General features: G+C 55.6%; 23 protein-coding genes and 3 tRNA genes. 10 read left to right on the top strand and 16 right to left on the bottom strand.

All coding sequences use genetic code 11. The features are described from left to right. Nucleotides 1-79: 79 nt before the first annotated feature. The 3 genes from emrA (at nt 80) to leuA (ending at nt 4,608) form a co-directional block, all read left to right on the top strand. Nucleotides 80-1,252 carry a multidrug efflux MFS transporter periplasmic adaptor subunit EmrA gene (gene emrA / locus VGM55_RS15840; RefSeq protein WP_154189582.1) on the top strand — a complete coding sequence of 391 codons (1,173 nt, stop codon included), beginning with the start codon at nt 80-82 and terminating at the stop codon, nt 1,250-1,252. 15 nt (nt 1,253-1,267) lie between these two features. Beyond that, complete coding sequence (gene emrB, locus VGM55_RS15835) at nt 1,268-2,806, top strand: multidrug efflux MFS transporter permease subunit EmrB (RefSeq protein ID WP_331635979.1); 1,539 nt, start codon at nt 1,268-1,270, stop codon at nt 2,804-2,806. Between the two features lie 140 nt (nt 2,807-2,946). After that, nucleotides 2,947-4,608, top strand: a complete 1,662-nt coding sequence (gene leuA, locus VGM55_RS15830; RefSeq protein ID WP_331635988.1) for a 2-isopropylmalate synthase — start codon at nt 2,947-2,949, stop codon at nt 4,606-4,608. Here leuA and VGM55_RS15825 read toward each other — a convergent pair. The 16 genes from VGM55_RS15825 to VGM55_RS15750 all read right to left on the bottom strand — a co-directional run bounded on the left by VGM55_RS15825 (nt 4,605) and on the right by VGM55_RS15750 (nt 17,963). After that, nucleotides 4,605-5,369 (bottom strand): helix-turn-helix transcriptional regulator, encoded by a 765-nt coding sequence (locus VGM55_RS15825; RefSeq protein ID WP_331635978.1) that lies wholly within the window; start codon nt 5,367-5,369, stop codon nt 4,605-4,607. The genes leuA and VGM55_RS15825 overlap by 4 nt on opposite strands. 234 nt (nt 5,370-5,603) lie before the next feature. Beyond that, entirely contained in the window at nt 5,604-6,119 is a 516-nt protein-coding gene (gene luxS / locus VGM55_RS15820) for an S-ribosylhomocysteine lyase (protein ID WP_008458247.1), read from the bottom strand. A gap of 156 nt (nt 6,120-6,275) precedes the next feature. Then, the gene (gshA, locus tag VGM55_RS15815; RefSeq protein ID WP_331635977.1) at nt 6,276-7,832 is read right to left on the bottom strand and encodes a glutamate--cysteine ligase; all 1,557 of its coding nucleotides are present in this window, start codon (nt 7,830-7,832) and stop codon (nt 6,276-6,278) included. Nucleotides 7,833-7,908: 76 nt separating this feature from the next. Then, nucleotides 7,909-8,337, bottom strand: a complete 429-nt coding sequence (locus VGM55_RS15810; protein ID WP_331635976.1) for a YqaA family protein — start codon at nt 8,335-8,337, stop codon at nt 7,909-7,911. Next, nucleotides 8,334-8,900: a fructose-1-phosphate/6-phosphogluconate phosphatase gene (gene yqaB / locus VGM55_RS15805; RefSeq protein WP_154189601.1), complete on the bottom strand. Its 567-nt coding sequence runs from the start codon at nt 8,898-8,900 to the stop codon at nt 8,334-8,336. The genes VGM55_RS15810 and yqaB overlap by 4 nt, the downstream gene beginning before the upstream one ends. A gap of 291 nt (nt 8,901-9,191) precedes the next feature. After that, a tRNA-Arg gene (locus VGM55_RS15800) sits at nt 9,192-9,268 on the bottom strand. A 198-nt stretch (nt 9,269-9,466) separates the two neighbouring features. Continuing rightward, a tRNA-Arg gene (locus tag VGM55_RS15795) sits at nt 9,467-9,543 on the bottom strand. Nucleotides 9,544-9,547: 4 nt separating this feature from the next. Further along, nucleotides 9,548-9,640: transfer RNA gene (locus VGM55_RS15790), tRNA-Ser, on the bottom strand. A gap of 300 nt (nt 9,641-9,940) precedes the next feature. Then, nucleotides 9,941-10,126, bottom strand: coding sequence for a carbon storage regulator CsrA (gene csrA / locus VGM55_RS15785; RefSeq protein WP_008458257.1), 186 nt, complete (start codon nt 10,124-10,126; stop codon nt 9,941-9,943). Nucleotides 10,127-10,372: 246 nt separating this feature from the next. Further along, nucleotides 10,373-13,000 (bottom strand): alanine--tRNA ligase, encoded by a 2,628-nt coding sequence (gene alaS, locus VGM55_RS15780; protein ID WP_154188318.1) that lies wholly within the window; start codon nt 12,998-13,000, stop codon nt 10,373-10,375. Between the two features lie 139 nt (nt 13,001-13,139). After that, on the bottom strand, nt 13,140-13,655 hold the full coding sequence (locus VGM55_RS15775) for a regulatory protein RecX (RefSeq protein WP_154188317.1): 516 nt from the start codon (nt 13,653-13,655) through the stop codon (nt 13,140-13,142). 65 nt (nt 13,656-13,720) lie between these two features. Continuing rightward, entirely contained in the window at nt 13,721-14,785 is a 1,065-nt protein-coding gene (recA, locus tag VGM55_RS15770; RefSeq protein ID WP_154188316.1) for a recombinase RecA, read from the bottom strand. 85 nt (nt 14,786-14,870) lie between these two features. After that, entirely contained in the window at nt 14,871-15,380 is a 510-nt protein-coding gene (gene pncC, locus VGM55_RS15765) for a nicotinamide-nucleotide amidase (RefSeq protein WP_331635975.1), read from the bottom strand. A 131-nt stretch (nt 15,381-15,511) separates the two neighbouring features. Continuing rightward, nucleotides 15,512-16,390 carry a metal ABC transporter substrate-binding protein gene (locus VGM55_RS15760; RefSeq protein WP_331635974.1) on the bottom strand — a complete coding sequence of 293 codons (879 nt, stop codon included), beginning with the start codon at nt 16,388-16,390 and terminating at the stop codon, nt 15,512-15,514. Beyond that, nucleotides 16,387-17,271, bottom strand: coding sequence for a metal ABC transporter permease (locus tag VGM55_RS15755; RefSeq protein ID WP_154188314.1), 885 nt, complete (start codon nt 17,269-17,271; stop codon nt 16,387-16,389). The genes VGM55_RS15760 and VGM55_RS15755 overlap by 4 nt, the downstream gene beginning before the upstream one ends. Further along, on the bottom strand, nt 17,268-17,963 hold the full coding sequence (locus VGM55_RS15750; protein ID WP_154188313.1) for a metal ABC transporter ATP-binding protein: 696 nt from the start codon (nt 17,961-17,963) through the stop codon (nt 17,268-17,270). The genes VGM55_RS15755 and VGM55_RS15750 overlap by 4 nt, the downstream gene beginning before the upstream one ends. Nucleotides 17,964-18,365: 402 nt before the next feature. On the opposite strand from VGM55_RS15750, the gene srlA reads away from it, so the two are divergent. The 7 genes from srlA to gutQ all read left to right on the top strand — a co-directional run bounded on the left by srlA (nt 18,366) and on the right by gutQ (nt 23,295). Further along, complete coding sequence (srlA, locus tag VGM55_RS15745; protein ID WP_008458272.1) at nt 18,366-18,914, top strand: PTS glucitol/sorbitol transporter subunit IIC; 549 nt, start codon at nt 18,366-18,368, stop codon at nt 18,912-18,914. A gap of 9 nt (nt 18,915-18,923) precedes the next feature. Beyond that, a complete protein-coding gene (gene srlE, locus VGM55_RS15740) occupies nt 18,924-19,892 on the top strand; it encodes a PTS glucitol/sorbitol transporter subunit IIB (protein WP_331635973.1) in 969 nt (322 codons plus the stop codon). Nucleotides 19,893-19,903: 11 nt separating this feature from the next. Then, the gene (gene srlB / locus VGM55_RS15735; protein ID WP_038479506.1) at nt 19,904-20,266 is read left to right on the top strand and encodes a PTS glucitol/sorbitol transporter subunit IIA; all 363 of its coding nucleotides are present in this window, start codon (nt 19,904-19,906) and stop codon (nt 20,264-20,266) included. A 29-nt stretch (nt 20,267-20,295) separates the two neighbouring features. Further along, nucleotides 20,296-21,075: a sorbitol-6-phosphate dehydrogenase gene (gene srlD, locus VGM55_RS15730; RefSeq protein WP_038479503.1), complete on the top strand. Its 780-nt coding sequence runs from the start codon at nt 20,296-20,298 to the stop codon at nt 21,073-21,075. A gap of 60 nt (nt 21,076-21,135) precedes the next feature. After that, nucleotides 21,136-21,495, top strand: a complete 360-nt coding sequence (gene gutM / locus VGM55_RS15725; protein WP_038479500.1) for a transcriptional regulator GutM — start codon at nt 21,136-21,138, stop codon at nt 21,493-21,495. A 68-nt stretch (nt 21,496-21,563) separates the two neighbouring features. After that, entirely contained in the window at nt 21,564-22,349 is a 786-nt protein-coding gene (srlR, locus tag VGM55_RS15720; RefSeq protein ID WP_331635972.1) for a glucitol operon DNA-binding transcriptional repressor SrlR, read from the top strand. Then, nucleotides 22,330-23,295 (top strand): arabinose-5-phosphate isomerase GutQ, encoded by a 966-nt coding sequence (gene gutQ, locus VGM55_RS15715; RefSeq protein WP_331635971.1) that lies wholly within the window; start codon nt 22,330-22,332, stop codon nt 23,293-23,295. Before srlR ends, gutQ begins: the two co-directional genes overlap by 20 nt. Nucleotides 23,296-23,326 lie beyond the last annotated feature (31 nt).

Raw genomic sequence — 23,326 nt, 5'->3', positions numbered from 1 at the left:
GCAATCTCCTTGCTGGCCTGTCAGGTCTAACAGGTCGGCTCAGCTGACCGGAAATAATAATAAACAGGTGGAGATTAGCATGAGCGCGAATGCGGAGACTCAAGCCCCGCAGCAACCGGCTAACAAGAAAGGCAAACGTAAGAGTGCCCTGATCTTGTTGACCTTGCTCTTTGTCATTATTGCTGTGGCATATGGGATCTATTGGTTTTTGGTGCTGCGTCACTTTGAAGAGACCGATGATGCTTATGTGGCAGGAAACCAGGTACAGATCATGGCTCAGGTCTCCGGTAGCGTGACCAAAGTCTGGGCAGACAATACCGATTTTGTAAAACAGGGTGATGTACTGGTCAGCCTCGACGGTGCTGATGCCGAGCAGGCGTTTGAGAAGGCCAAAACCCAGCTGGCCTCAAGCGTGCGCCAGACTCGCCAGCTGATGATCAACAGCAAGCAGTATCAGGCGAACATCGAACTGCAAAAAACGGCGCTCGCGCAGGCACAAAGCGACCTGAACCGCCGTATTCCGCTGGGCAGCGCCAACCTGATTGGCCGTGAAGAGCTGCAGCACGCCCGTGATGCAGTCACCAGCGCTCAGGCTCAGTTAGACGTGGCGGTGCAACAATACAACGCCAACCAGGCGATGATCCTCGGCACCAAACTGGAAGAGCAGCCTGCCGTTCAGCAGGCGGCCACCGAAGTCCGTAACAGCTGGATGGCGCTGCAGCGCACCACCATCGTCAGCCCGATGACCGGCTATGTTTCCCGCCGTGCCGTGCAGGTTGGCGCCCAAATTAGTCCGTCCACGGCGCTGATGGCCATCGTGCCGGCCAGCGGGATGTGGGTGGACGCTAACTTTAAAGAAACCCAGCTGGCGCATATGCGCATTGGGCAGTCGGCAACCATCGTCAGCGATATCTACGGCGACGAAGTGAAGTACACCGGTAAAGTTGTCGGCCTGGATATGGGCACCGGCAGCGCCTTCTCGCTGCTGCCAGCGCAGAACGCCACCGGGAACTGGATCAAAGTGGTTCAGCGCCTGCCGGTTCGTATCGAACTGGACGCCAAACAGGTGGAACAGCATCCGCTGCGTATCGGCCTGTCCACGCTGGTGAACGTCGATACCAGCAACCGCGACGGGAGCGTGCTGTCATCCCAGACCCGCACCACGCCGGTTTACGAAAGTAACGCCCGCGAGCTGAATCTGACGCCGGCTAACCAGCTTATTGACCAGATTATTCAGGCCAATGCGGGTTAATAAAGCGGAGGGTGTATGGCACAACAAAAACCGCTAGAAGGCGCCCAGCTGGTCATTATGACCATCGCCCTGTCGCTGGCGACCTTTATGCAGGTGCTGGACTCCACCATCGCTAACGTGGCTATCCCGACCATTGCCGGCAACCTGGGCTCATCCCTGAGCCAGGGGACATGGGTTATCACCTCGTTTGGGGTAGCCAACGCCATCTCAATCCCGATAACCGGCTGGCTGGCAAAACGCTTCGGGGAAGTGAGGCTGTTCCTGTGGTCAACCGTGCTGTTTGCTATCGCCTCCTGGGCGTGTGGCATGTCGAACAGCCTGACGATGCTTATCTTCTTCCGCGTTATCCAGGGGATCGTTGCCGGGCCGCTGATCCCGCTGTCGCAGAGCCTGTTGCTGAGCAACTATCCTCCCGCCAAACGCAGCATTGCGCTGGCGCTGTGGTCGATGACGGTTATCGTGGCGCCGATTTGTGGCCCGATCCTGGGCGGCTACATCAGCGATAACTATCACTGGGGCTGGATCTTCTTCATCAACGTGCCGATCGGCATTGTCGTGGTGCTGATGGGTCTGCAGGCCCTGCGAGGCCGCGAAACCCGCACCGAGCAGCGCCGCATTGACGGCATTGGGCTGGCGTTGCTGGTATTGGGGATTGGTAGCCTGCAGATCATGCTCGACCGCGGTAAAGAGCTGGACTGGTTTAACTCGACGGAAATCATCGTGCTGACGGTCGTGGCGGTGGTCACCATCAGCTTCCTGATTGTTTGGGAGCTGACCGACGATAACCCGATAGTCGACCTGTCGTTGTTTAAGTCGAGAAACTTTACCATCGGCTGCCTGTGTATCAGTCTCGCCTACATGCTCTATTTCGGCGCGATTGTGCTCTTGCCGCAGCTGTTGCAGGAAGTGTACGGCTATACCGCGACTTGGGCCGGGCTTGCGTCTGCGCCTGTCGGGATAATCCCGGTGCTACTGTCGCCGATTATCGGCCGCTTCGCGCACAAGCTCGATATGCGCCGGCTGGTGACCTTCAGCTTCATTATGTATGCGGTGTGCTTCTACTGGCGCGCGTATACCTTTGAGCCGGGGATGGACTTTGCCGCATCGGCCTGGCCACAGTTTATTCAGGGCTTTGCGGTGGCGTGCTTCTTCATGCCGCTGACCACAATAACTCTGTCTGGCCTGCCGCCGGAGCGCCTTGCCGCGGCGTCGAGCCTGTCGAACTTCACCCGTACGCTGGCGGGTTCGATTGGCACTTCGATAACCACCACGCTGTGGACGAACCGTGAGTCGCTGCACCATGCGCAGCTGACGGAGTCGATAACGCCGTTTAACCCGAACTCGGTTGAAACCTATAACCAGCTTCAGGGCTTAGGCATGTCGCAGCAGCAGGCTTCCGGCTACATTGCCCAGCAGATAACCAACCAGGGGCTGATCATCTCCGCCAACGAGATTTTCTGGTTCTCGGCAGGGGTGTTTATTCTGCTGCTTGGGCTGGTGTGGTTTGCCAAACCGCCTTTCGGGGCGGGCGGCGGAGGCGGTGGCGCGCACTAGAACACTTTATAAAGGAGCCTTCGGGCTCCTTTTTCTTTGCCCGAACCTGGCGGTTTCGCCATACAGGTTGTCAGCTTTGCGCCAGTATCAAACGTCGTTCTTCTCCAGGATAAACAGACCTCATGACCTGGAGAATCCTGATGCTGACCAACCCATCGCAAAAATACCTCGCCCATGCGCCGATTCAACTACCAGACCGGCAGTGGCCGAACAAAACCCTGACGCAGGCTCCCCGCTGGCTCTCCACCGACCTGCGCGACGGCAATCAGGCCCTGGCCGAGCCGATGGACGCCGCACGCAAGCTGCGCTTCTGGGATTTGCTGCTGAAGTGCGGTTTTAAAGAGATAGAGGTCGCCTTCCCTTCCGCCTCAGAAACCGACTTTCAGTTTGTGCGTCAACTGATTGAAGAAAATCGTATTCCCGAAGACGTAACCATCCAGGTGCTGACCCAGGCGCGCAACGACCTTATTGAGCGTACCTTTGCCGCGCTGGAAGGGGCCCACAGCGCGACTGTGCACCTGTACAACGCCACGGCGCCGCTGTTCCGCAAGCTGGTATTCCGCCAGAGTAAAGAAGAGATTATTCAACTGGCGGTGACCGCCACGCGCCAGGTGCGAACGCTGTGCGAGGCAAATCCACAGACGCGCTGGCGATATGAATATTCCCCGGAAACCTTTTGCTTTACCGAGCCAGAGTTTGCCCTGCAAATTTGTGAGGCGGTGGCAGACGTCTGGGAGCCCTCGCCCGAGCGCCCAATGATTATCAATCTGCCCGCTACCGTGGAGGTGAACACCCCCAACGTCTATGCCGATCAGATTGAGTATTTCTGCCGCCATTTCTCCCGCCGCGATGCGGTCTGTATCAGCGTGCATCCACACAACGATCGCGGCAGCGGCGTTGCCAGCGTCGAGCTTGCCATTCTTGCCGGAGCGGATCGGGTTGAAGGCTGCCTGTTCGGCAACGGGGAGCGCACCGGCAACGTCTGCCAGGTCACGCTGGCGATGAACCTTTATAGCCAGGGGATTTCACCGCAGCTGGACTTCAGCGATATGAAGCAGGTGGTTGAACTGGTCGAGCAATGCAATCAATTACCGGTACATCCGCGCCATCCCTATGCAGGGAAGCTCGCGTTTACCGCCTTTTCTGGCTCACATCAGGATGCCATCAAGAAAGGTTTTACCGCGCGTGGAGAATCCAGTTCAGCGTTGTGGGAGATGCCCTATCTTCCCGTTGACCCGAATGATATTGGCTGCAGCTATGAGGCGGTAATCCGCGTCAACAGCCAGTCCGGGAAAAGCGGTGCCGCCTGGATGCTGGAGCAAAACCACGGCCTGGTGCTGCCGCGCAGTTTACAGCAGGACTTTAGCCGCCACGTGCAGGCGCAAACCGACAGAGACGGCAGTGAGATGACGCTGAGCGCCCTGTGGCAGCTGTTCCGCGAGCTTTATGGCCCGCATCAAACCGCCCCACGCCAGTTGCTGGATTACCGGACGGAGAGCCATGCCGATGGCTCGCTTCAGCTTTGGGCCCGCGTTCAGACGCAGGACGGCGTTATCACTCTGCAAGGCACAGGCAACGGTTTACTCTCCGCTGCAGCGGACGCCATCAAGTCTCGCTTTGCTCTGGCGTTTTCTATTGAGGATTATCATGAGCATACGTTAGGCAGGCATAGCGAAAGCCGATCGGCAGCCTATATCCGCTGTACCTTTAAGCAAGGCATGAGCCGCTGGGGAACCGGCATCGATAACGACGTCTCGCGCGCTTCACTCCAGGCGCTGCTAAATGCGCTGCCGGCGGGTTAGTCGGAGGAGAAGTAATCGCTCGGTGATACGCCGAGCGTACGGCGAAACATGGCGCTAAAGGCGCTGTGGCTTTCATACCCCAGATCCAGCGCAACGCGCAGCACGGACTGCCCCAGGGCAAGGCGGTTGAGGGCTTCCATCAGTCTTGCCCTACGCAGCCATTCGCTAAACGCCAGCCCCGTTTGCTGGCGAAAATGGCGCAGCAGCGTTCGTTCACTGACGTTAAGCCGCTCAGCGGCCAGCGCGTTTGTCCATGGCTTACCGGGCTCGGCCTGAATCTGCCGGCATAAAGCCAGCAGGCCGGGAGATTGCGGCTCAGGAAGATTAAATGGCAGCACGGCGATCGCTCTGATTTCATCGAGGATCAGCTCATAAATCCGCTCCGCCCGGCTTCCCGCCGGGTACGCCTCCGGCAGCTGGAGCGAGGTGATAATCAGCTCGCGCAGTAAAGTCGAGATCTGCACAACCTGGCAAACAGCAAGCAGATCAGCACGCGCGAACGGGTCGATAAACAGCGTGCGCGCCGCCACGTTGCCGGTGATTTGTAGGCGGTGCTGAGTCCCCGCCGGCAACCAGACGCCGCGCCCTGGCGGAACAACCCAAATCCCCTGCCCGGTTTCGACTCGCACCACCCCGCTCAGCGTATGCAGCAGCTGCGCACAGTCATGACTGTGCCACGGCTCCGTTGCGCCATGAGTATAGTCATGGGCAAAGGGAACCAGCGGGCGCGTGGCAAAGCTGAACTGCAGGCTGGTGGACATAGTTTATTTCGCGAGCAAAAAGATGACGATAGCATACGGCAGGCGTAAAAAAAGGAGCCATAAGGCTCCTTTTTGCTGCTGGCAGGGTTCATTCGACTCAAAGCCCTAACCAGGACCAGACAGAAACAACGAATGATGTTCCTGGGTTACCCCAAACAGTCGAAAACCACGTTTTTCGGCTGTTTGCCACTAAACTAAGGAGCCATAAGGCTCCTTTTTGCTGCTGGCACACCGCTAGATGTGCAGCTCCTGCAGCTTCTCTTTCGGCAGAGCCAGCTCATCGTTGCTGTTGACGCTAACGCCATGCTCGATGATGTGGCGCGCAATATCCTGCGCTTCCTGCAGAGAGTGCATCTGATACGTCCCACACTGGTAAACGTTCAGCTCAGGGATTTGGTTCTGCTCTTTCACTTTCAGCACGTCCTGCATTGCCGCTTTCCAGGCATCCGCTACGCGCTGCTCTGCCGGAACGCCGATCAGGCTCATGTAGAACCCGGTGCGGCAGCCCATTGGGGAGATGTCGATAATCTCAACACCGTTCCCGTTCAGGTGGTCACGCATAAAACCGGCGAACAGGTGCTCCAGCGTATGGATCCCTTTTTCCGGCATCACTTCCTTGTTCGGGACACAAAAGCGCAGGTCAAACACCGTAATAGTGTCACCGTGTGGCGTGTGCATAGTTTTGGCTACACGAACGGCTGGCGCACCCATACGGGTATGGTCGACTGTGAAGCTATCCAACAACGGCATCTGGTCACCTCCGATAAAATGATTTTTTTTTAAAATAATTGAAACTATTTTTACGCACGCGAGTCTGAGTATGTGAAAGACGCGCATTTGTTATCATCATCCCTGTTATTCAGAGATGAATATTTGGCCACAAGTATGTGGCCATTTTCTTTTTTGTCAGGCCTTCTTCTCAAGCCAGCTATCAAACGACTCTGTATCCGCCGCTTCGATATCCCGCTGACGCTGCCACGAAACATCATGCTCCTTCTGCAACGCATCCGCGGTTAAAATTTCCAACGGTTCCTGAACCAGCTGCTGACGGTATTGCTCGGCCAGCGCCAGGCCGGTGCCGCCAATCCCGTTATCAATCATAGAACGCAAAATACGCGCTGAATACGTTAATTCCGGATCGTCAAAGCTGGCAACCAGCTGGTCGCAAACCTGCTGGTATTCCTGGCTGTCGGTCATGCCGTCGAGCGTTTCCGCCACGCGGCGCAGGTCAGCAAACAGGTCTTTACCCACTTTTGACAGCGGATGTTGTGCCGTTTCACAGCCAATGCCCAGAGTCAGCCCTGGCTTACGCCCCTCCAGAATCACGCGATTCCAGTTGGTGCGGGTACACAGCAGCTCGTCGCTGCTCATCTCCGGCGCATCGGCCAGCACGCACCAAATCATAAACAGATCGAGAAAACGAACCTGCTGCTCGTCCACGCCTATTGGTGAGAACGGGTTAATATCCAGCGAACGCACTTCGATATACTCGATGCCGCCGCGCAGCAGCGCATCCGACGGAGATTCGCCGTCACGCGTCACGCGTTTTGGACGAATCGGCGCATAGAGTTCGTTTTCAATTTGCAGCACGTTAGTGTTGAGCTGCAAATGTTTGCCGTCCTTCATCAAACCAATTTTAGCGTACTCTTCCGACGGGGTTTTAATCGCCCGCTTCAGCGCATCGACATAGGTGTTTAGATCGTTGAAGGTAATGCCCAGATTGCTCTGCGACTTGTTGGTGTAGCCCAGATCGCTCAAACGCAGCGAAGTGGCATACGGCAGGTAATACATGCCGCATTCGGTTTTCTCAAACGGTAAAGCGCTCTCTTTGCCCTGCAGGAACGAAGAGCAGATAGCCGGAGAAGCACCGAACAGGTAAGGAATAACCCAACCAAAGCGGTAATAGTTGCGGATCAGGCGGAAGTAGCCGGCAGAAATCGCCTCTTTGCCGCTTTCAGCATCCTCTACGCCGCACTTTGCCTGCCAGAAAGCCATCGGCAGAGAAAAGTTGTAATGCACGCCGGAGATGGTCTGCATGAGCGCGCCATAGCGGTTTTTCAACCCTTCTCGGTAGAGCGTTTTAAAACGGCCCGCGTTAGAAGAGCCGTACTGCGCCAGCTCGATGTTCTGACCGTCGTCGATATAGCACGGCATACTCAACGGCCACATGCGCTCCTCGCCCAGCTCACGGGCCGTATGGCGATGAACGTCGCGCAGAAAAGTCAGCATATGGTCAATGTCACCATCAACCGGGGTAATAAATTCCAGGAGGGCTTCTGCGAAGTCCGTGGTAATCCATTTATGAGTAAACGCTGAACCAAGGCTTTCCGGGTGCCCGGTGGTGGCCAGATCGCCTTCTGGCGTCACGCGCAGTGTTTCACGCTCAAGACCACGGCAAATGCCTTTTACTGCTTCAGGGTGCTTTTCCAGCCAGGCCAATGCCTGTGATACGTCCGGGATCAAATTGACCTCCCGCCTGTCGAATTTATTTTAATAAGCATAATTGTTTTCGCCGGTGATGAAGACTCATCCCACGCAATTAGTGCCACCACGCCATGCCTTGTACCGTTGCAGCCGCGACAACGATGTAGCGTAGCGCTTTGCCAAGGCATAAAAAGAATATCACCGGCCCCCAGCTCAGGCGTAACCACCCTGCCAGCAGGCACAACAGATCGCCTATCAGCGGCATCCAGCTCAGTAACAACGTGGCTGGGCCAAAACGAGTCAACCAGTCGGTCGCTTTTCCCTGCCAGCGAGAGTGTATACGCTGCGGGAAAAAGCGCCCCAGAATAACGTTAGTCATACCGCCAAGGCTATTACCGATTGTTGCTATTATCACAAGAAGCGATACCGGACCGCTACCGGCAACCAGCAACGCTACCAGAACGGCTTCTGAGCTGCCCGGCAGCAGAGTGGCACTCAGAAAGCTGCTGGTGAACAGTGACAGGAGCGACAGCGCGTCGCTCACAGCAAACGCACGTCTACGGCGTCCATTCCCGCACTGTGTGCAGCCTGGAGACCAAAGTCTGCATCTTCAAACACCACGCATTTCTGTGGTGCCACGCCCATCAGCTCGGCGCAGCGTAAGAAGGTATCAGGTGCAGGCTTATGGTGTTTAACATGATCTGCTGCCACGACCGCCGCAAAATAGTGGCGAAGACCCAGATGCTTAAGCAGGGCTTCAGCGATATCGCTTTCGCTGCCCGTACCGACCGACATAGGGCGACGACCATGCCACGCTTTCACCACGTCAATCAGCGGCAGCGGGCGCACGGTATCGAGCAACATCGCGCGTACAGCAGCGGTTTTTTCGGCTGCCAGGCTGTGAGGATCGAGATCGGCATTGTGGCTTTCAATAATAGCGGCGGCAATTTTCCAGCTTGGCGCACCGTTCAGGGCAACCATCGCCTGCTCGTCGAAGCTCATACCATAGCGGCCAAGCGTTTCGTGCCAGGCTTTGCGGTGAGTCGGCTCCGTATCGAGAATCGTGCCGTCCATATCAAAGATTAAACCATCATAGCGATCGTACATCTCACCCTCACTTCGCTGAATGTCGAGGCGTTACTTTAGCGTAAATGGCTGAAATTGTCGCTGTCTGTGGTCTGGGGGGCGTTGCGAAAAAGGAGTATTAAAAATTGGAGAATAGAGATGCCGATGGGAAATTTCAAAAGACGTACAGAGGAGATATGGTGCATCCGGGAGGATGACTCGCCGAAGGCTCGCCCTAAAGGGCCGTTGCTGAAGCAACGTTATCCCCCCTGGTGCTGGCGGAGAAATTCACTTTCTCTGTCACACCGTCATCGCTGATGACTGGGAAGAAAATGGTGCATCCGGGAGGATTCGAACCTCCGACCGCTCGGTTCGTAGCCGAGTACTCTATCCAGCTGAGCTACGGATGCATCGGGATTACTGCTTTACTGCTGATTCGTTGCTGCCTGATATCACAGGTAACAGCGAAGAAGATGGTGCATCCGGGAGGATGACTCGCCGAAGGCTCGCCCTAAAGGGCCGTTGCTGAAGCAACGTTATCCTCCCTGGTGCTGGCGGAGAAATCAACTTTCTCTGTCACACTGTCATTGCTAATGACTCGGGGGAAATGGTGCATCCGGGAGGATTCGAACCTCCGACCGCTCGGTTCGTAGCCGAGTACTCTATCCAGCTGAGCTACGGATGCAAAATGGCGGTGAGGCGGGGATTCGAACCCCGGATGCAGCTTTTGACCGCATACTCCCTTAGCAGGGGAGCGCCTTCAGCCTCTCGGCCACCTCACCACACACGCCTCTTTCGAGTGCTTCGAGTTACTCGTAAGAGCTTCTCGTCGCTGCGTGGCGCACATATTACTTTCTGGGACTTATAAGTCAAACAATTTTTCCCTACTCGCTATCGATTGCACAAATCACACTCGATTAGCGTAATTTGGAGACAAAAAGAGTGTTTTATCAACAGGCAAACGGCACCAGGCATGCAGAAACGGCCCGACGATAAATGAGCTAAAAGGAGTATTAATTGGAGAGAGAAAGGAAACGGCAGGAGAGGTGCGCCTCGCTGTAGCCCAGCGAGACGCGATATTTTTAGAAATTCGTTTGTTGGGATTTTTCAGCCTGGATACGTTGGTAGATCTCTTCGCGGTGCACAGAGACTTCTTTCGGGGCGTTAACACCAATACGGACCTGGTTACCTTTTACCCCAAGCACAGTCACGGTCACCTCATCCCCAATCATAAGGGTCTCACCAACTCGACGAGTCAGAATTAACATTCTTTGCTCCTTGAAAGATTAAAAGAGTCGGGTCTCTCTGTATCCCGGCATTATCCATCATATAACGCGAAAACGTAATGGATGACAAATACATAAAATGTACGCTGTCATAGCATTACACTCTGTTATATCTAAGTTTAGCCGATATACACAACTTCAACCTGACTTTATCATTATTGATAGTGTGTAAATGTTAGTACGCCATAACTGAGAACAGTTATGGCGCAATTACACTTTTAGTTATTTTCAGAGTTTTGCCGTAACCCAGGCCTCAACACCGGCCAGCGCGCCCGGCAATGCCGCCGCGTCTGTGCCACCGGCCTGAGCCATATCGGGACGGCCGCCCCCTTTGCCGCCAACCTGCTGTGCAACCATCCCCACCAGCTCCCCCGCCTTAACGCGGTCGGTCACATCTTTGGAGACACCAGCGATCAGAGACACTTTCCCTTCTGCCACGGTGGCCAGAACAATCACGGCGGAGCCAAGCTGATTTTTCAGGTCATCGACCATGGTACGCAACATCTTAGGCTCGACGTTGTTCAGCTCGCTTACCAGTAATTTAACGCCTTTTACTTCAACCGCTTTGCTGGAGAGATTGGCACTCTCCTGCGAAGCCTGCTGTTCTTTCAACTGCTGCAGCTCTTTTTCAAGCTGACGGGTGCGCTCCAGCACCGAACGTACTTTCTCGTTCAGGTTCTGGCTATCGCCTTTCAGCAGCTGAGCAATATCGTGCAGCTGATCGCTTTGTGCATGGAGGTTTGCCAGTGCGCCTTCGCCGGTAACCGCTTCGATACGACGCACGCCTGCAGCCGTGCCGGATTCAGCAACGATGCGGAACAGGCCGATGTCGCCGGTACGGGAAGCGTGAGTACCGCCGCACAGTTCGGTGGAGAAGTCCCCCATGCTCAGAACGCGCACGTGGTCATCATATTTTTCACCGAACAGCGCCATTGCGCCCTTCGCTTTCGCCGCGTCGAGATCCATCACGTTGGTTTCGACAGGCAGGTTACGACGGATTTGCGCGTTGACGATATCTTCTACCGCGCGGATTTCCGCTGGTTTCATCGCTTCAAAATGAGAGAAGTCGAAACGCAGGCCTTTATCGTTTACCAGAGAACCTTTCTGAGCAACGTGAGTGCCCAGAACCTGGCGCAGCGCAGCATGCAGAAGGTGCGTTGCGGAGTGGTTCAGGCGAATGCGAGCGCGACGGGCTTCGTCAACTTTCGCCTCAACGCTGTCGCCCACTTTCAGCACGCCGGTAACCAGCTTGCCCAGGTGACCGATTGCCTGGCCGTATTTCTGGGTGTCGTTGACCGCGAAGTCAACGCCGTTACCTTTAACAGTACCTTTGTCACCAACTTGGCCGCCGGACTCACCGTAGAACGGCGTTTCGTTCAGCACAACGACCGCATCCTGACCCGCGGTCACCTGGTCAACGGACTTACCGTCAACGAACAGCGCGACCACTTTCGCATTCAGATCGAGGCTGTCGTAGCCTTTAAATTCAGAAGCAGAATCCACGCGGATCATGCTGTTGTAGTCTGCACCAAAGCCGCTGGACTCACGCGCACGACGGCGCTGCTCTTCCATTGCGGCTTCAAAGCCCGCTTCGTCAACTTTGATGTTGCGCTCGCGGCAGACGTCAGCCGTCAGATCCACAGGGAAACCGTAGGTGTCATACAGGCGGAAAGCGGTTTCGCCATCCAGGGTGTCGCCCTTCAGCTTCGCCAGCTCGTCGTCCAGCAGCGCCAGGCCGCGTTCCAGCGTACGGGCAAACTGCTCTTCTTCAGTTTTCAGAACCTGCTCAACCAGCGCCTGCTGTTTTGCCAGCTCTTCGCCCGCAGACCCCATCACTTCGACTAACGGTCCAACAAGCTTGTAGAAGAAGGTATCTTTCGCACCAAGCATGTTGCCATGGCGAATTGCACGACGAATGATACGGCGCAGAACATAACCCCGGTTTTCGTTAGAAGGGGTTACGCCGTCGGCAATCAGGAATGCACAGGAACGGATATGGTCAGCAATAACACGCAGGGATTTGTTAGACAGATCGGTGGCGCCGGTCACTTTCGCGACGGCCTCGATCAGCGTCTTGAACAGATCGATATCGTAGTTTGAGTTAACGTGCTGCAGCACGGCCGCAATACGTTCCAGCCCCATACCGGTATCCACCGACGGTTTTGGCAGCGGCAGCATCGTGCCGTCAATCTGACGGTTAAACTGCATGAACACGATGTTCCAGATCTCAATATAGCGATCGCCGTCTTCTTCAGGGCTACCCGGAGGGCCCCCCCAAATGTGATCGCCGTGATCGAAGAAAATCTCGGTGCACGGACCACAAGGACCGGTGTCGCCCATCTGCCAGAAGTTATCGGATGCGAAGGCTGCGCCTTTGTTATCGCCAATGCGAATAATACGCTCGCGCGGCACACCGACTTCTTTTTCCCAGATTTCATAGGCTTCGTCATCGGTTTCGTAGACGGTCACCCACAGGCGCTCTTTCGGCAGATTAAACCAGTTTTCGCCGGTCAGCAGTTCCCAGGCAAAGTTGATCGCATCGTGTTTGAAATAGTCGCCAAAGCTGAAGTTACCCAGCATTTCGAAGAAGGTATGGTGACGCGCGGTGTAACCGACGTTTTCCAGATCGTTGTGCTTACCACCGGCGCGGACACAACGCTGAGACGTCGTGGCACGGGAATAGTTACGTTTGTCGAGACCCAGGAAGACATCCTTGAACTGGTTCATCCCGGCATTGGTAAACAGCAAAGTCGGATCGTTGTTCGGGACCAGGGAGCTGCTCGCTACAACCTGGTGGCCTTTACTATGGAAAAAATCGAGAAACGCCTGACGGATCTCAGCGGTGCTCTTGCTCATAATTATCCTGGAATCAAGCTAACGAAGAGTTGTAAACCTGCGATGACAGCCGTAGTTCATGCTGTTCAGAGCAGCTTACCTCGAAAAAAGTGGGAATAAGATAAGTTTTCTGGCGTGGGAAGTAAAATCCAGTGTGGCCCTAATCAGCAAAATTTCGCCAGATCTCCTGAATGTCTTCCATAAAGAAGCCACGATAGAGAAGAAAACGCTGCACTTTCGCCTTCGCCTGCCACTCCGTCGGCAGTGGTGTGCCAAACTTTCGTTCGGCCAATTCGCGGGCCAGCGGCTGCCAGTCAATTTCACAGGCCATCATGGCTGACTCTCCGATTTCCCGATCGATACCCTTTTGCTTCAACTCCTGGCGAATACGCTGGGGGCCGTAACCTTTACGGCTGCGGCTGGCAATAAAGCGTGACGCAAACTGTACGTCATCCAGCCAGCGATGTTCGTAACACCAGGCAATCACCTTATCGATATCCTCCTGCGTTATCTCGGGTTCGTCCTCTTTAGCAAATTTTGCCGCAAAAGCAGAAGGCGTTGCCAGCTTACGGCGCAGTTCGTGTTCGCTGTGGTCACGCATGGCAAGAATACGGGTGGCCTTATCTAAAAGGCGAGCAAAGGGGCTACGGCGGGGAGAAGCGGTGTTATCGGGCATAGCGCGGCACGGCTGAGTCAATCGTTAAAAAGCAGAAGGGCTGCAATTGCAGCCCAGGGTCATAATCAGAAGTCTTCGTTGGTTTCAACCGCATTTTCGTCGTGGTCATCAACCGTGAAGTCTGGCGTGCCATCCTGATTATTCAGCAGCATCTCACGCAATTTTTTCTCAATTTCTGCAGACATCGGTTTGTTCTCTTTCAGGAAGTTGCTGGCGTTTGCCTTACCCTGACCGATTTTTTCACCGTTGTAGCTGTACCATGCACCCGCTTTTTCAATCAGCTTGTGCTTCACACCCAGGTCAACCAGCTCGCCGTAGAAGTTGATGCCTTCCCCGTACATAATCTGGAATTCAGCCTGTTTAAACGGCGCGGCAATCTTGTTCTTCACAACCTTCACGCGGGTTTCACTGCCGACAACGTTGTCGCCCTCTTTCACCGCGCCGATACGGCGGATGTCAAGACGGACAGATGCGTAGAATTTCAGCGCGTTACCACCGGTGGTGGTTTCCGGGTTACCAAACATGACGCCAATCTTCATACGGATCTGGTTGATGAAGATAAGCAGCGTGTTTGACTGCTTCAGGTTACCCGCCAGCTTACGCATTGCCTGACTCATCATGCGTGCCGCAAGGCCCATGTGAGAGTCACCGATTTCACCTTCGATTTCCGCCTTCGGCGTCAGCGCGGCAACGGAGTCGACGATGATGACGTCAACGGCACCGGAACGGGCAAGTGCGTCACAGATTTCCAGCGCTTGCTCACCGGTATCCGGCTGAGAACACAGCAGGTTGTCGATGTCTACGCCCAGCTTCTTGGCATAGACAGGATCCAGCGCATGCTCGGCATCGATGAACGCACAGGTTTTACCTTCACGCTGCGCAGCAGCAATAACCTGCAGAGTCAGTGTGGTCTTACCGGAGGATTCAGGCCCGTAGATTTCTACGATACGCCCCATTGGCAGGCCGCCTGCGCCTAAAGCAATGTCCAGTGAAAGTGAACCAGTAGAGATCGTTTCCACGTCCATGGAACGGTCTTCACCCAGACGCATGATGGAGCCTTTACCAAATTGCTTTTCAATTTGGCCCAGTGCTGCCGCTAACGCCTTCTGTTTGTTTTCGTCGATAGCCATTTCTACTCCTGTCGTGCTGAGTGATGCGATAAGTCGCAACGCCGCGTTCTCAATACTGTTTCGTTGAGGCAATTATACTGTACAGTCATACAGTATCAAGTTTATTTTTTAGAAAATCATCCCACAGGCTCTGCAGGGCGTATTCCGTGGCCTGACGGCGGACGGCATCGCGGTCGCCGTCAAAGCGCAGCACTTTTGCCAGCGTTCTGCCGTGCTTATCCGCAAAACCAAACCACACGGTACCGACCGGTTTTTCAGGCGTGCCGCCATCTGGCCCGGCGATACCGCTGACAGAAACCGCATAATCCGCTTTCGCGGCGGCAAGCGCACCTTGCGCCATCTCAAGCACCACGCCTTCGCTGACGGCACCATAGGCTTCCAGCGTCAGCGCATTTACGCCGATCAGCTGATGCTTGGCTTCGTTGCTGTAGGTCACAAAGCCTCGCTCAAACCAGGCTGAACTCCCCGACACGTCGGTAATCACTTTCGCTATCCAGCCGCCGGTACAGGACTCTGCGGTGGTCACGGTGGCCCCAAGCTGCCCGAGGGCATTCCCTACCCGCTTGCTTAGCTCAAACAATGCGCTGTCTGTCATGCTGGCTCCGATTGTAGACATATCATTACCCAACACGATAGCACTTTACGGGCGTTGCAGGGGATTACATCGGGATACTCGGGAGGGATTCCAGAAATGAAACGGCCAGCGGGGGCTGGCCGGATTTAATGCTATTTCATGCTGTCGGCGATGGTGTTCACGTTATGTTTGAACGCCTTTTCGTAGGAGCTTGCCGGGCCGCCGGGGCCAGAAAGTGCCTCAGGATAAAGCTCACCGCCAGGCTTGGCGCCGGTCGCGCTGGCAATTTGTTTCACCAGGCGCGGGTCGGTCTGGTTTTCGATGAAGTAGGTAGAGATGTGTTCCTCTTTCAGCTGTTTAATTAAAGAGGCAACATCGCTGGCGCTAGCCTGGGCTTCAGTAGAAAAGCCCACCGGCGCCAGGAACGTCACACCATAAGCCTCGCCAAAGTAACCGAATGCATCATGGCTGGTCAGAACTTTGCGTTTAGTCTGCGGTACGTCCGCAAAGCGTTTTTTCGCCCAGCTATCGAGTTGCTTCAGGCGTGCTGCATAGCTGTCACCGCTACTGCGGATTGCGGCAGCATCTTCAGGATCAGCAGCGATCAATGCGGCGGCAATGTTCTGAGCATAAACCGCCCCGTTTGCCGCGCTGTTCCAGGCATGTGGATCAGTAATCGATTTGCCGTCTTCTTCCATGCTGCGGGTGTTAATCCCCTGTGAAGCGACGATAACTTTGCCTTTGTAGCCGGACGCCGTCACCAGGCGATCCATCCACCCTTCCATGCCGAGCCCGCTAACGATAACCACATCTGCGTTGCGAAGCGCCACGCTGTCTTTTGGCGACGGCTCGAAGCTATGCGGGTCGCCGTCCGGCCCCACCAGGCTGGTGACCTTCACATGGTCACCGCCAACCTGTTTAGCCATGTCGGCCAGCACGGTAAAACTTGCCACTACATTCAGCGTTTTCGCTGCAGCCATCTGGCTGGAGAGCGCCAGAGCCAGCGCAATACCTATCCCTAAACGTTTCATTTAACCCCCTTTATGATTGCCAATTTCCTACGCAGCAGGCTCCCTGCAAGCACGCTGCGCGGTCCGAAAAGTATTGAGATAAAAAATGCGACACTCGCGGTGAGCACGATGGCCGGCCCGGCGGGTAACGAGGCATAGAAAGACCACACCAGCCCTAACCAGGCGCAAATCAGGCCACACGCGACGGCAAGCGCGATCGAACCCGGCAATGTCTTAGCCCAGCAGCGCGCGGCAATGGCGGGCAGCATCATGAGGCCGACGGACATTAATGTACCGAGGATCTGGAAACCCGCCACCAGGTTGAGCACCAGCAGCGCCAGAAACGTGCCGTGGATCAGCGACGGCAGCAGCCGATTGTTCACCTGTAAAAAGCTGCGGTCAAACGACTCCATCACCAGCCCGCGATAGAGCAACGCCAGCGCAATCAGCGTCACGCTCGCAATCAGGCCCACAAACTTAATGGCCTCGCCATCAACGGCGAGAATCGAGCCAAACAGGAGGTGTAGCAGGTCAACGCTTGAACCGCGCAAAGAAATCAACGTTACGCCGAGCGCCAGCGAGCCAAGGTAGAAGCCGGCAAAGCTGGCATCTTCTTTTAACGGCGTCCGCGCACTCACCCAGCCGGAAAGCAAAGCCACCAGCACCCCGGCGACAAAACCTCCGACGCCCATCGCCACCAGCGACATGCCGGCCACTAAATAGCCCACGGCGACGCCGGGCAAAATGGCGTGGGAAAGCGCATCCCCCACCAGGCTCATGCGGCGCAACAGTAAAAAGATCCCAAGCGGAACGGTACTTAATGAAAGCGACAGGCAAGCCACCAGCGCACGACGCATAAACCCGTAGGCCACAAAGGGCTCAATAAAAAGGTGATAAATCATGCGGTTTGTACCAGGCGTGGGCGAAAGGAAGCATACTGAGCCAACGCTTCATCGGCGTTGCCCCACTGGTAGCCATCCGGGGTAAGCAGCAGCACGTCAGGAAAGTGGCGGCGCACCAGCTCGTTGTTATGCAGCACGCTAATAAGCGTCTTGCCATCCCGATGCATCTGGCACATCAGTTCCATCAAAAATTCGCTGGTCTGTGCATCCACGCCGGTAAAGGGCTCATCAAGCAGTACCAACGGCGCTTCCTGTACCAACACACGGGCAAACAGCATACGCTGAAACTGCCCTCCGGAAAGAACATCAATCGGGCGCAGGTAATGCTCGGTTAAGCCCACACGCTCAATCGCTTCCATCACGCGTTCGCGGTGCTTACGGTGCAGGCCAGAAAACAGCCCGCGCCCCGGCCAACTTCCCATGCAAACCACGTCATAAACCGTGGCGGGAAACTGCCTGTCCATCTCCCCCAGCTGTGGCAGCCAGGCAATGCGTGGGCGAACATTGTCCTGAAAGGTCACGCTGCCGGAAATTGGCGGCAGCAGCCCGGCTAAGGTTTTTAACAGCGTCGATTTACCGCAGCCGTTAGCCCCGATCACCGCGGTCATGCTGCCCCTCTTAAAGTGGCCGCTAATAGCCGACACAACCACATTGCCGTAGTAGCCCAGCTCAAGGTTCTTCAATTCGATCATGGCAGGATGACCGCCCAGTGAATGGCGCCCCACAAAACGAGGATCAGCAATGCCACAAGGGCCACGCGCAGCAGCCCGGAAAGGCTGAATAAGGAAGAGGGAGCAACAGCGGACATACCGGCACCAATATTGTTTCGTTATAACATAACATAATCTACCGAGCCGACCTTGTAAATTTCTGTTTTACACCTCGGGATAAACGAACCCTCAATCGACCTCCTTTCCCCCCCCTCAGTCAGCAAAGCAAAAGTTTCACCGATTCTTTTACACCCAGAAATCTTTCAAATCGACAGATTTATATTTCACATTGAGATCTAAATAACATATTTACAGGTTTCAAAATGATTAATATGAGCCATCACCGGGATCAACGGTGAGCACATAACCCTACAGGAGCTAAAAATGATCGACATGATTACCCATGGGGCGGAATGGTTTATTGGCCTGTTTCAGAAAGGCGGTGAGGTCTTTACCGGCATGGTGACCGGCATTCTTCCTCTGCTGATAAGCCTGCTGGTGATAATGAACGCGCTGATTAACTTCATCGGCCAGCACCGCATTGAACGCATGGCGCAACGCTGCGCCGGCAACCCCGTATCGCGTTACCTCTTGCTTCCCTGCATCGGCACCTTTGTGTTTTGCAACCCAATGACGCTAAGCCTTGGCCGCTTTATGCCTGAGAAGTACAAACCGAGCTATTACGCAGCCGCATCGTATAGCTGCCATTCGATGAACGGTTTGTTTCCCCACATCAACCCCGGCGAGCTGTTTGTTTATCTGGGGATAGCCAGCGGGTTAACGACGCTAGGCCTGCCGCTGGCGCCGCTCGCGGTGAGCTATCTGCTGGTCGGGCTGGTCACCAACTTCTTCCGCGGCTGGATAACCGATCTCACCACCTCCATTTTCGAGAAAAAAATGGGCATCGAGCTGGAACGTCAGGTACGTCTCTAAGGAAAAATCATGACTCAAAGCATTCGTATTGAAAAAGGCCAGGGCGGATGGGGCGGCCCGTTGATGATCCCGGTCGATCCCAGCAAGAAGATCGTATACATCACCGCGGGGACCCGTCCGGCAATAGTGGATAAGCTCAGTGAAATGACCGGCTGCGAGGCAGTAGACGGTTTTAAAGACGGCGAACCTCCGGAGGCCGAGATCGCCATGGCCATCATCGACTGCGGCGGCACGCTGCGCTGCGGGCTCTACCCTAAACGGCGCATTCCGACCATTAATATCCATGCGACCGGGAAATCCGGGCCAATGGCGCAATACATCGTGGAGGATATTTATGTCTCAGGCGTCAGGGAAGAAAACATCACCTGGGCCCAGGGCGAGCCGCAGGCCGGGCCGAAAAAAGCCCCGGCACGCGACTACGACACCAGCAAAAAAATTACCGAACAAAGCGACGGCCTGCTGGCAAAAGTGGGCATGGGAATGGGCTCCGCCGTCGCCGTGCTGTTCCAGGCCGGGCGCGACACTATCGATACGGTTCTGAAAACGATTCTGCCTTTTATGGCGTTCGTTTCGGCGCTGATTGGCATCATCATGGCTTCCGGGCTGGGCGACTGGATTGCGCATGGCCTGGCTCCGCTGGCCAACAATCCTGTCGGCCTGATTACCCTCGCGCTGATTTGTTCGTTTCCCCTACTTTCACCTTTCCTCGGCCCGGGCGCGGTCATCGCGCAGGTCATCGGCGTGTTGATTGGCGTACAGATTGGTCAGGGGCATATCCCGCCTCACCTGGCGCTGCCCGCGCTGTTTGCGATTAATGCCCAGGCCGCCTGCGATTTTATTCCGGTTGGCCTGTCGCTGGCTGAAGCCAGGCAGGACACGGTGCGCGTCGGCGTTCCTTCCGTGCTGGTCGGGCGTTTTCTAACGGGCGCGCCCACCGTGCTTATTGCCTGGCTGGTGTCCGGCTTCATCTATCAATAAGGAAGCACATCATGCAAACCATTTACCAGACCACCATCACCCACATTGGTCGATGCGCGCGTGAGGCGCTGGAAGACAACATGCTGATTACCTTTCGGGAAGGCGCGCCGGCGGATATTCAGGATTACTGCTTTATCCACTGCCACGGCGAACTCACCGGCAAGCTTAAGCCGGGCATCGGTTTTGAACTTAACGGCCAGCATTACGCCGTGACCGCCGTCGGGGACGTCGCGCAGCAGAATTTGCAGGAGCTGGGGCACATCACCCTGCGCTTCGACGGTGAGGCGCAGGCGGAATATCCGGGCACCGTTCACGTCAACGGCCCGCTGCCGCAGGGCATTGAGCCGGGCTGTCGGCTGAAGTTTGTCGCATAAACATTGTCTTTAAAGAAAAGGAGTGAAGTATGAATCAGGTTGCCGTTGTCATCGGTGGAGGGCAAACGCTCGGGGCGTTTCTCTGCCATGGGCTGGCCCAGGAAGGCTACAAAGTCGCCGTAGTGGATATCCAAAGTGAGAAAGCCGCCCGCGTGGCGCAGGAGATAAACGAGCAGTACGGGCCAGGCACCGCCTGGGGATTTGGCTCTGACGCCACCAGCGAGCAAAGCGTTACCGCCCTGGCCCACGGCGTGGATGAGATTTTCGGCCAGGTTGACCTGCTGGTTTACAGCGCGGGCATCGCCAAAGCGGCGTTTATTGGCGATTTCGCGCTGGGGGATTTTGATCGTTCGCTGCAGGTGAACCTGGTGGGCTACTTCCTGTGCGCCAGAGAGTTCTCGCGCCTGATGATCCGTGACGGCATCAAAGGCCGCATCATCCAGATCAACTCGAAGTCCGGCAAAGTGGGCAGCAAGCATAACTCCGGCTACAGCGCGGCGAAGTTTGGCGGCGTGGGGCTGACGCAGTCTTTAGCGCTGGATCTGGCGGAATACGGCATCACGGTGCATGCGCTGATGCTGGGTAACCTGCTCAAGTCGCCGATGTTCCAGTCGCTGCTGCCTCAGTACGCGGAAAAGCTCGGCATCGCCGCTGACGAAGTGGAGCAATACTACATCGACAAAGTCCCCTTAAAGCGCGGCTGCGATTATCAGGACGTGCTTAACACGCTGCTGTTCTACGCCAGCGATAAAGCCTCTTACTGTACCGGGCAATCAATTAACGTCACCGGCGGGCAGGTCATGTTTTAACCATCAGGTCACCGGCTCCCACTTCTTTTCGGGAATGGGGGAACCCAGGGAGGAAACATCATGATAAACGCTCTTATCGCCCTCGCAACGATCGCGTGGCTAAGCCAGTTACTGCTCGGCGGCTGGCAGATTCGCCTGTTTAACCGGGCCTTTGACCGGCTCTGCCGACAGGGCGCCGTTGGCGTTGGCCGCTCGTCAGGGCGCTTCAGGCCTCGGGTGGTGATTGCCCTGGCGTTTGACGAGCAGCAGAACGTTCGCGACAGCCTGATAATGAAAGGCCTGACGGTTTTCGCGCTACCACAGCCTTTATCTCAGCTACACGGGATGAATCGGCAGGAATTGCAGCCTGATGTGATCTTTCCCCATGATCGGAACTGTCAGAATGCTCTATCATTAGCGCTTAAATTGAAACAGGGTTAATTTCGTTTCGAATGCTTATTTCTTGCGAAATTACCGAATCGAAATTTATTGCAAGGTAATAAGAGCCTATGAAACCACGTCAGCGACAGGCAGCGATCATCGAACACCTGCAAAAACAGGGAAAATGCTCGGTAGAAGATCTCGCACAGTACTTTCAAACCACCGGCACCACGATCCGTAAAGATCTGGTGCTGCTCGAAACTGCCGGGACCGTTATTCGCACCTATGGTGGCGTAGTGCTCAGCAAAGACGAACCCGATCCGCCGATTGATCACAAAACGCTGATCAATACCCAGCAAAAACAGCAAATCGCCGATGCGGCGGTCAAGTATATCCGTGATGGTGACTCCATTATTCTTGACGCGGGCAGCACCGTATTACAGATGGTGCCGCTGCTTCAGCGCTTCAATAACATCACGGTGATGACCAATAGCCTTCATATCGTCAATGCGCTGTCCGAGCTGGATAACGAACAAACCATCCTGATGCCCGGCGGCACCTTCCGTAAGAAATCTGCGTCGTTTCACGGCCAGCTGGCGGAGAACGCCTTCGAGCAGTTCAGCTTTGACCGGCTGTTTATGGGCACAGATGGCATCGATCTCAATGCCGGGGTCACGACCTACAACGAGGTTTATACCGTCAGCAAAGCGATGTGTAACGCAGCGCGCGAAGTGATTCTGATGGCCGACTCCTCAAAGTTTGGTCGTAAAAGCCCGAACATCGTCTGCGGCCTGGAAAGTGTCGATACCATCATCACCGACAGCGGCATTAGCCATGAATTCCTTACCGCGCTGCGCGAAAAGGGCGTGAAAGTGATTGTCACCGGAGAAGAAGATGAATCAGCGAATGATTAACGCCGCACGAGAAACCCTGCTGCTGGAGTTACAGGAAGCGAGCCGCCTGCCGGACAGACTTGGAGAGGATTTTGTTGCCGCAGCCAATGCCGTGCTCACCTGCCAGGGAAAAGTGATTGTCTCCGGTATGGGCAAGTCCGGGCATATCGGCAAGAAAATCGCCGCCACGTTTGCCAGTACGGGCACGCCAGCCTTCTTCGTCCATCCTGCCGAAGCGTTACACGGCGATCTGGGGATGATTGAAAGCCGCGACATCCTGCTGTTTATCTCCTATTCAGGCCACGCGAAAGAGCTGGATTTAATCATTCCTCGCCTGCAGGAAAAGGCCGTGACGCTGATTGCGATTACCGGCAAAGCCCAGTCGCCGCTGGCGAAAGCGGCCTTTGCCACGCTGGATATTTCAGTAGAGCGTGAAGCCTGCCCGATGCGCCTTGCGCCGACGTCCAGCGCGGTGAATACGTTAATGATGGGGGATGCGCTGGCGATGGCCGTCATGCAGGAGCGCGGCTTTGACGAAGAGGATTTTGCCCGCTCACACCCTGCCGGTGCGTTAGGTGCCCGTTTGTTAAATCGGGTTCATCACCTGATGCGAACCAACGAGCAGCTACCGCAGGTCGCGGATAGCGCCTCGGTGATGGATGCCATGCTGGAGCTAAGCCGCACGGGGCTTGGCCTGGTTGCCGTCTGCGACAAAGAACAAAGAGTGGCCGGGGTCTTTACCGACGGTGACCTGCGCCGCTGGCTGGTAGGGGGAGGCAAACTAGAAGCCGGCATCAACGAAGCCATGACAAAACACGGCACGGTGCTGAACGCTGAAACCCGGGCGATTGACGCCAAAGAAATGCTAATGAAAAAGCGCATTAGCGCGGCGCCGGTGGTGGATGAAAACGGCCGGCTGCTGGGAGCGATTAACCTGCATGATTTTCATCAGGCAGGCATTTTGTAGTCCGTGATTATCGCCCCCCCTACAGGGGCGA

It is taken from the genome of Cedecea sp. (assembly GCF_036500665.1).
Taxonomy (GTDB): Bacteria; Pseudomonadota; Gammaproteobacteria; order Enterobacterales; family Enterobacteriaceae; genus Cedecea.
This window is presented reverse-complemented; position numbering and strand designations above follow the sequence as displayed.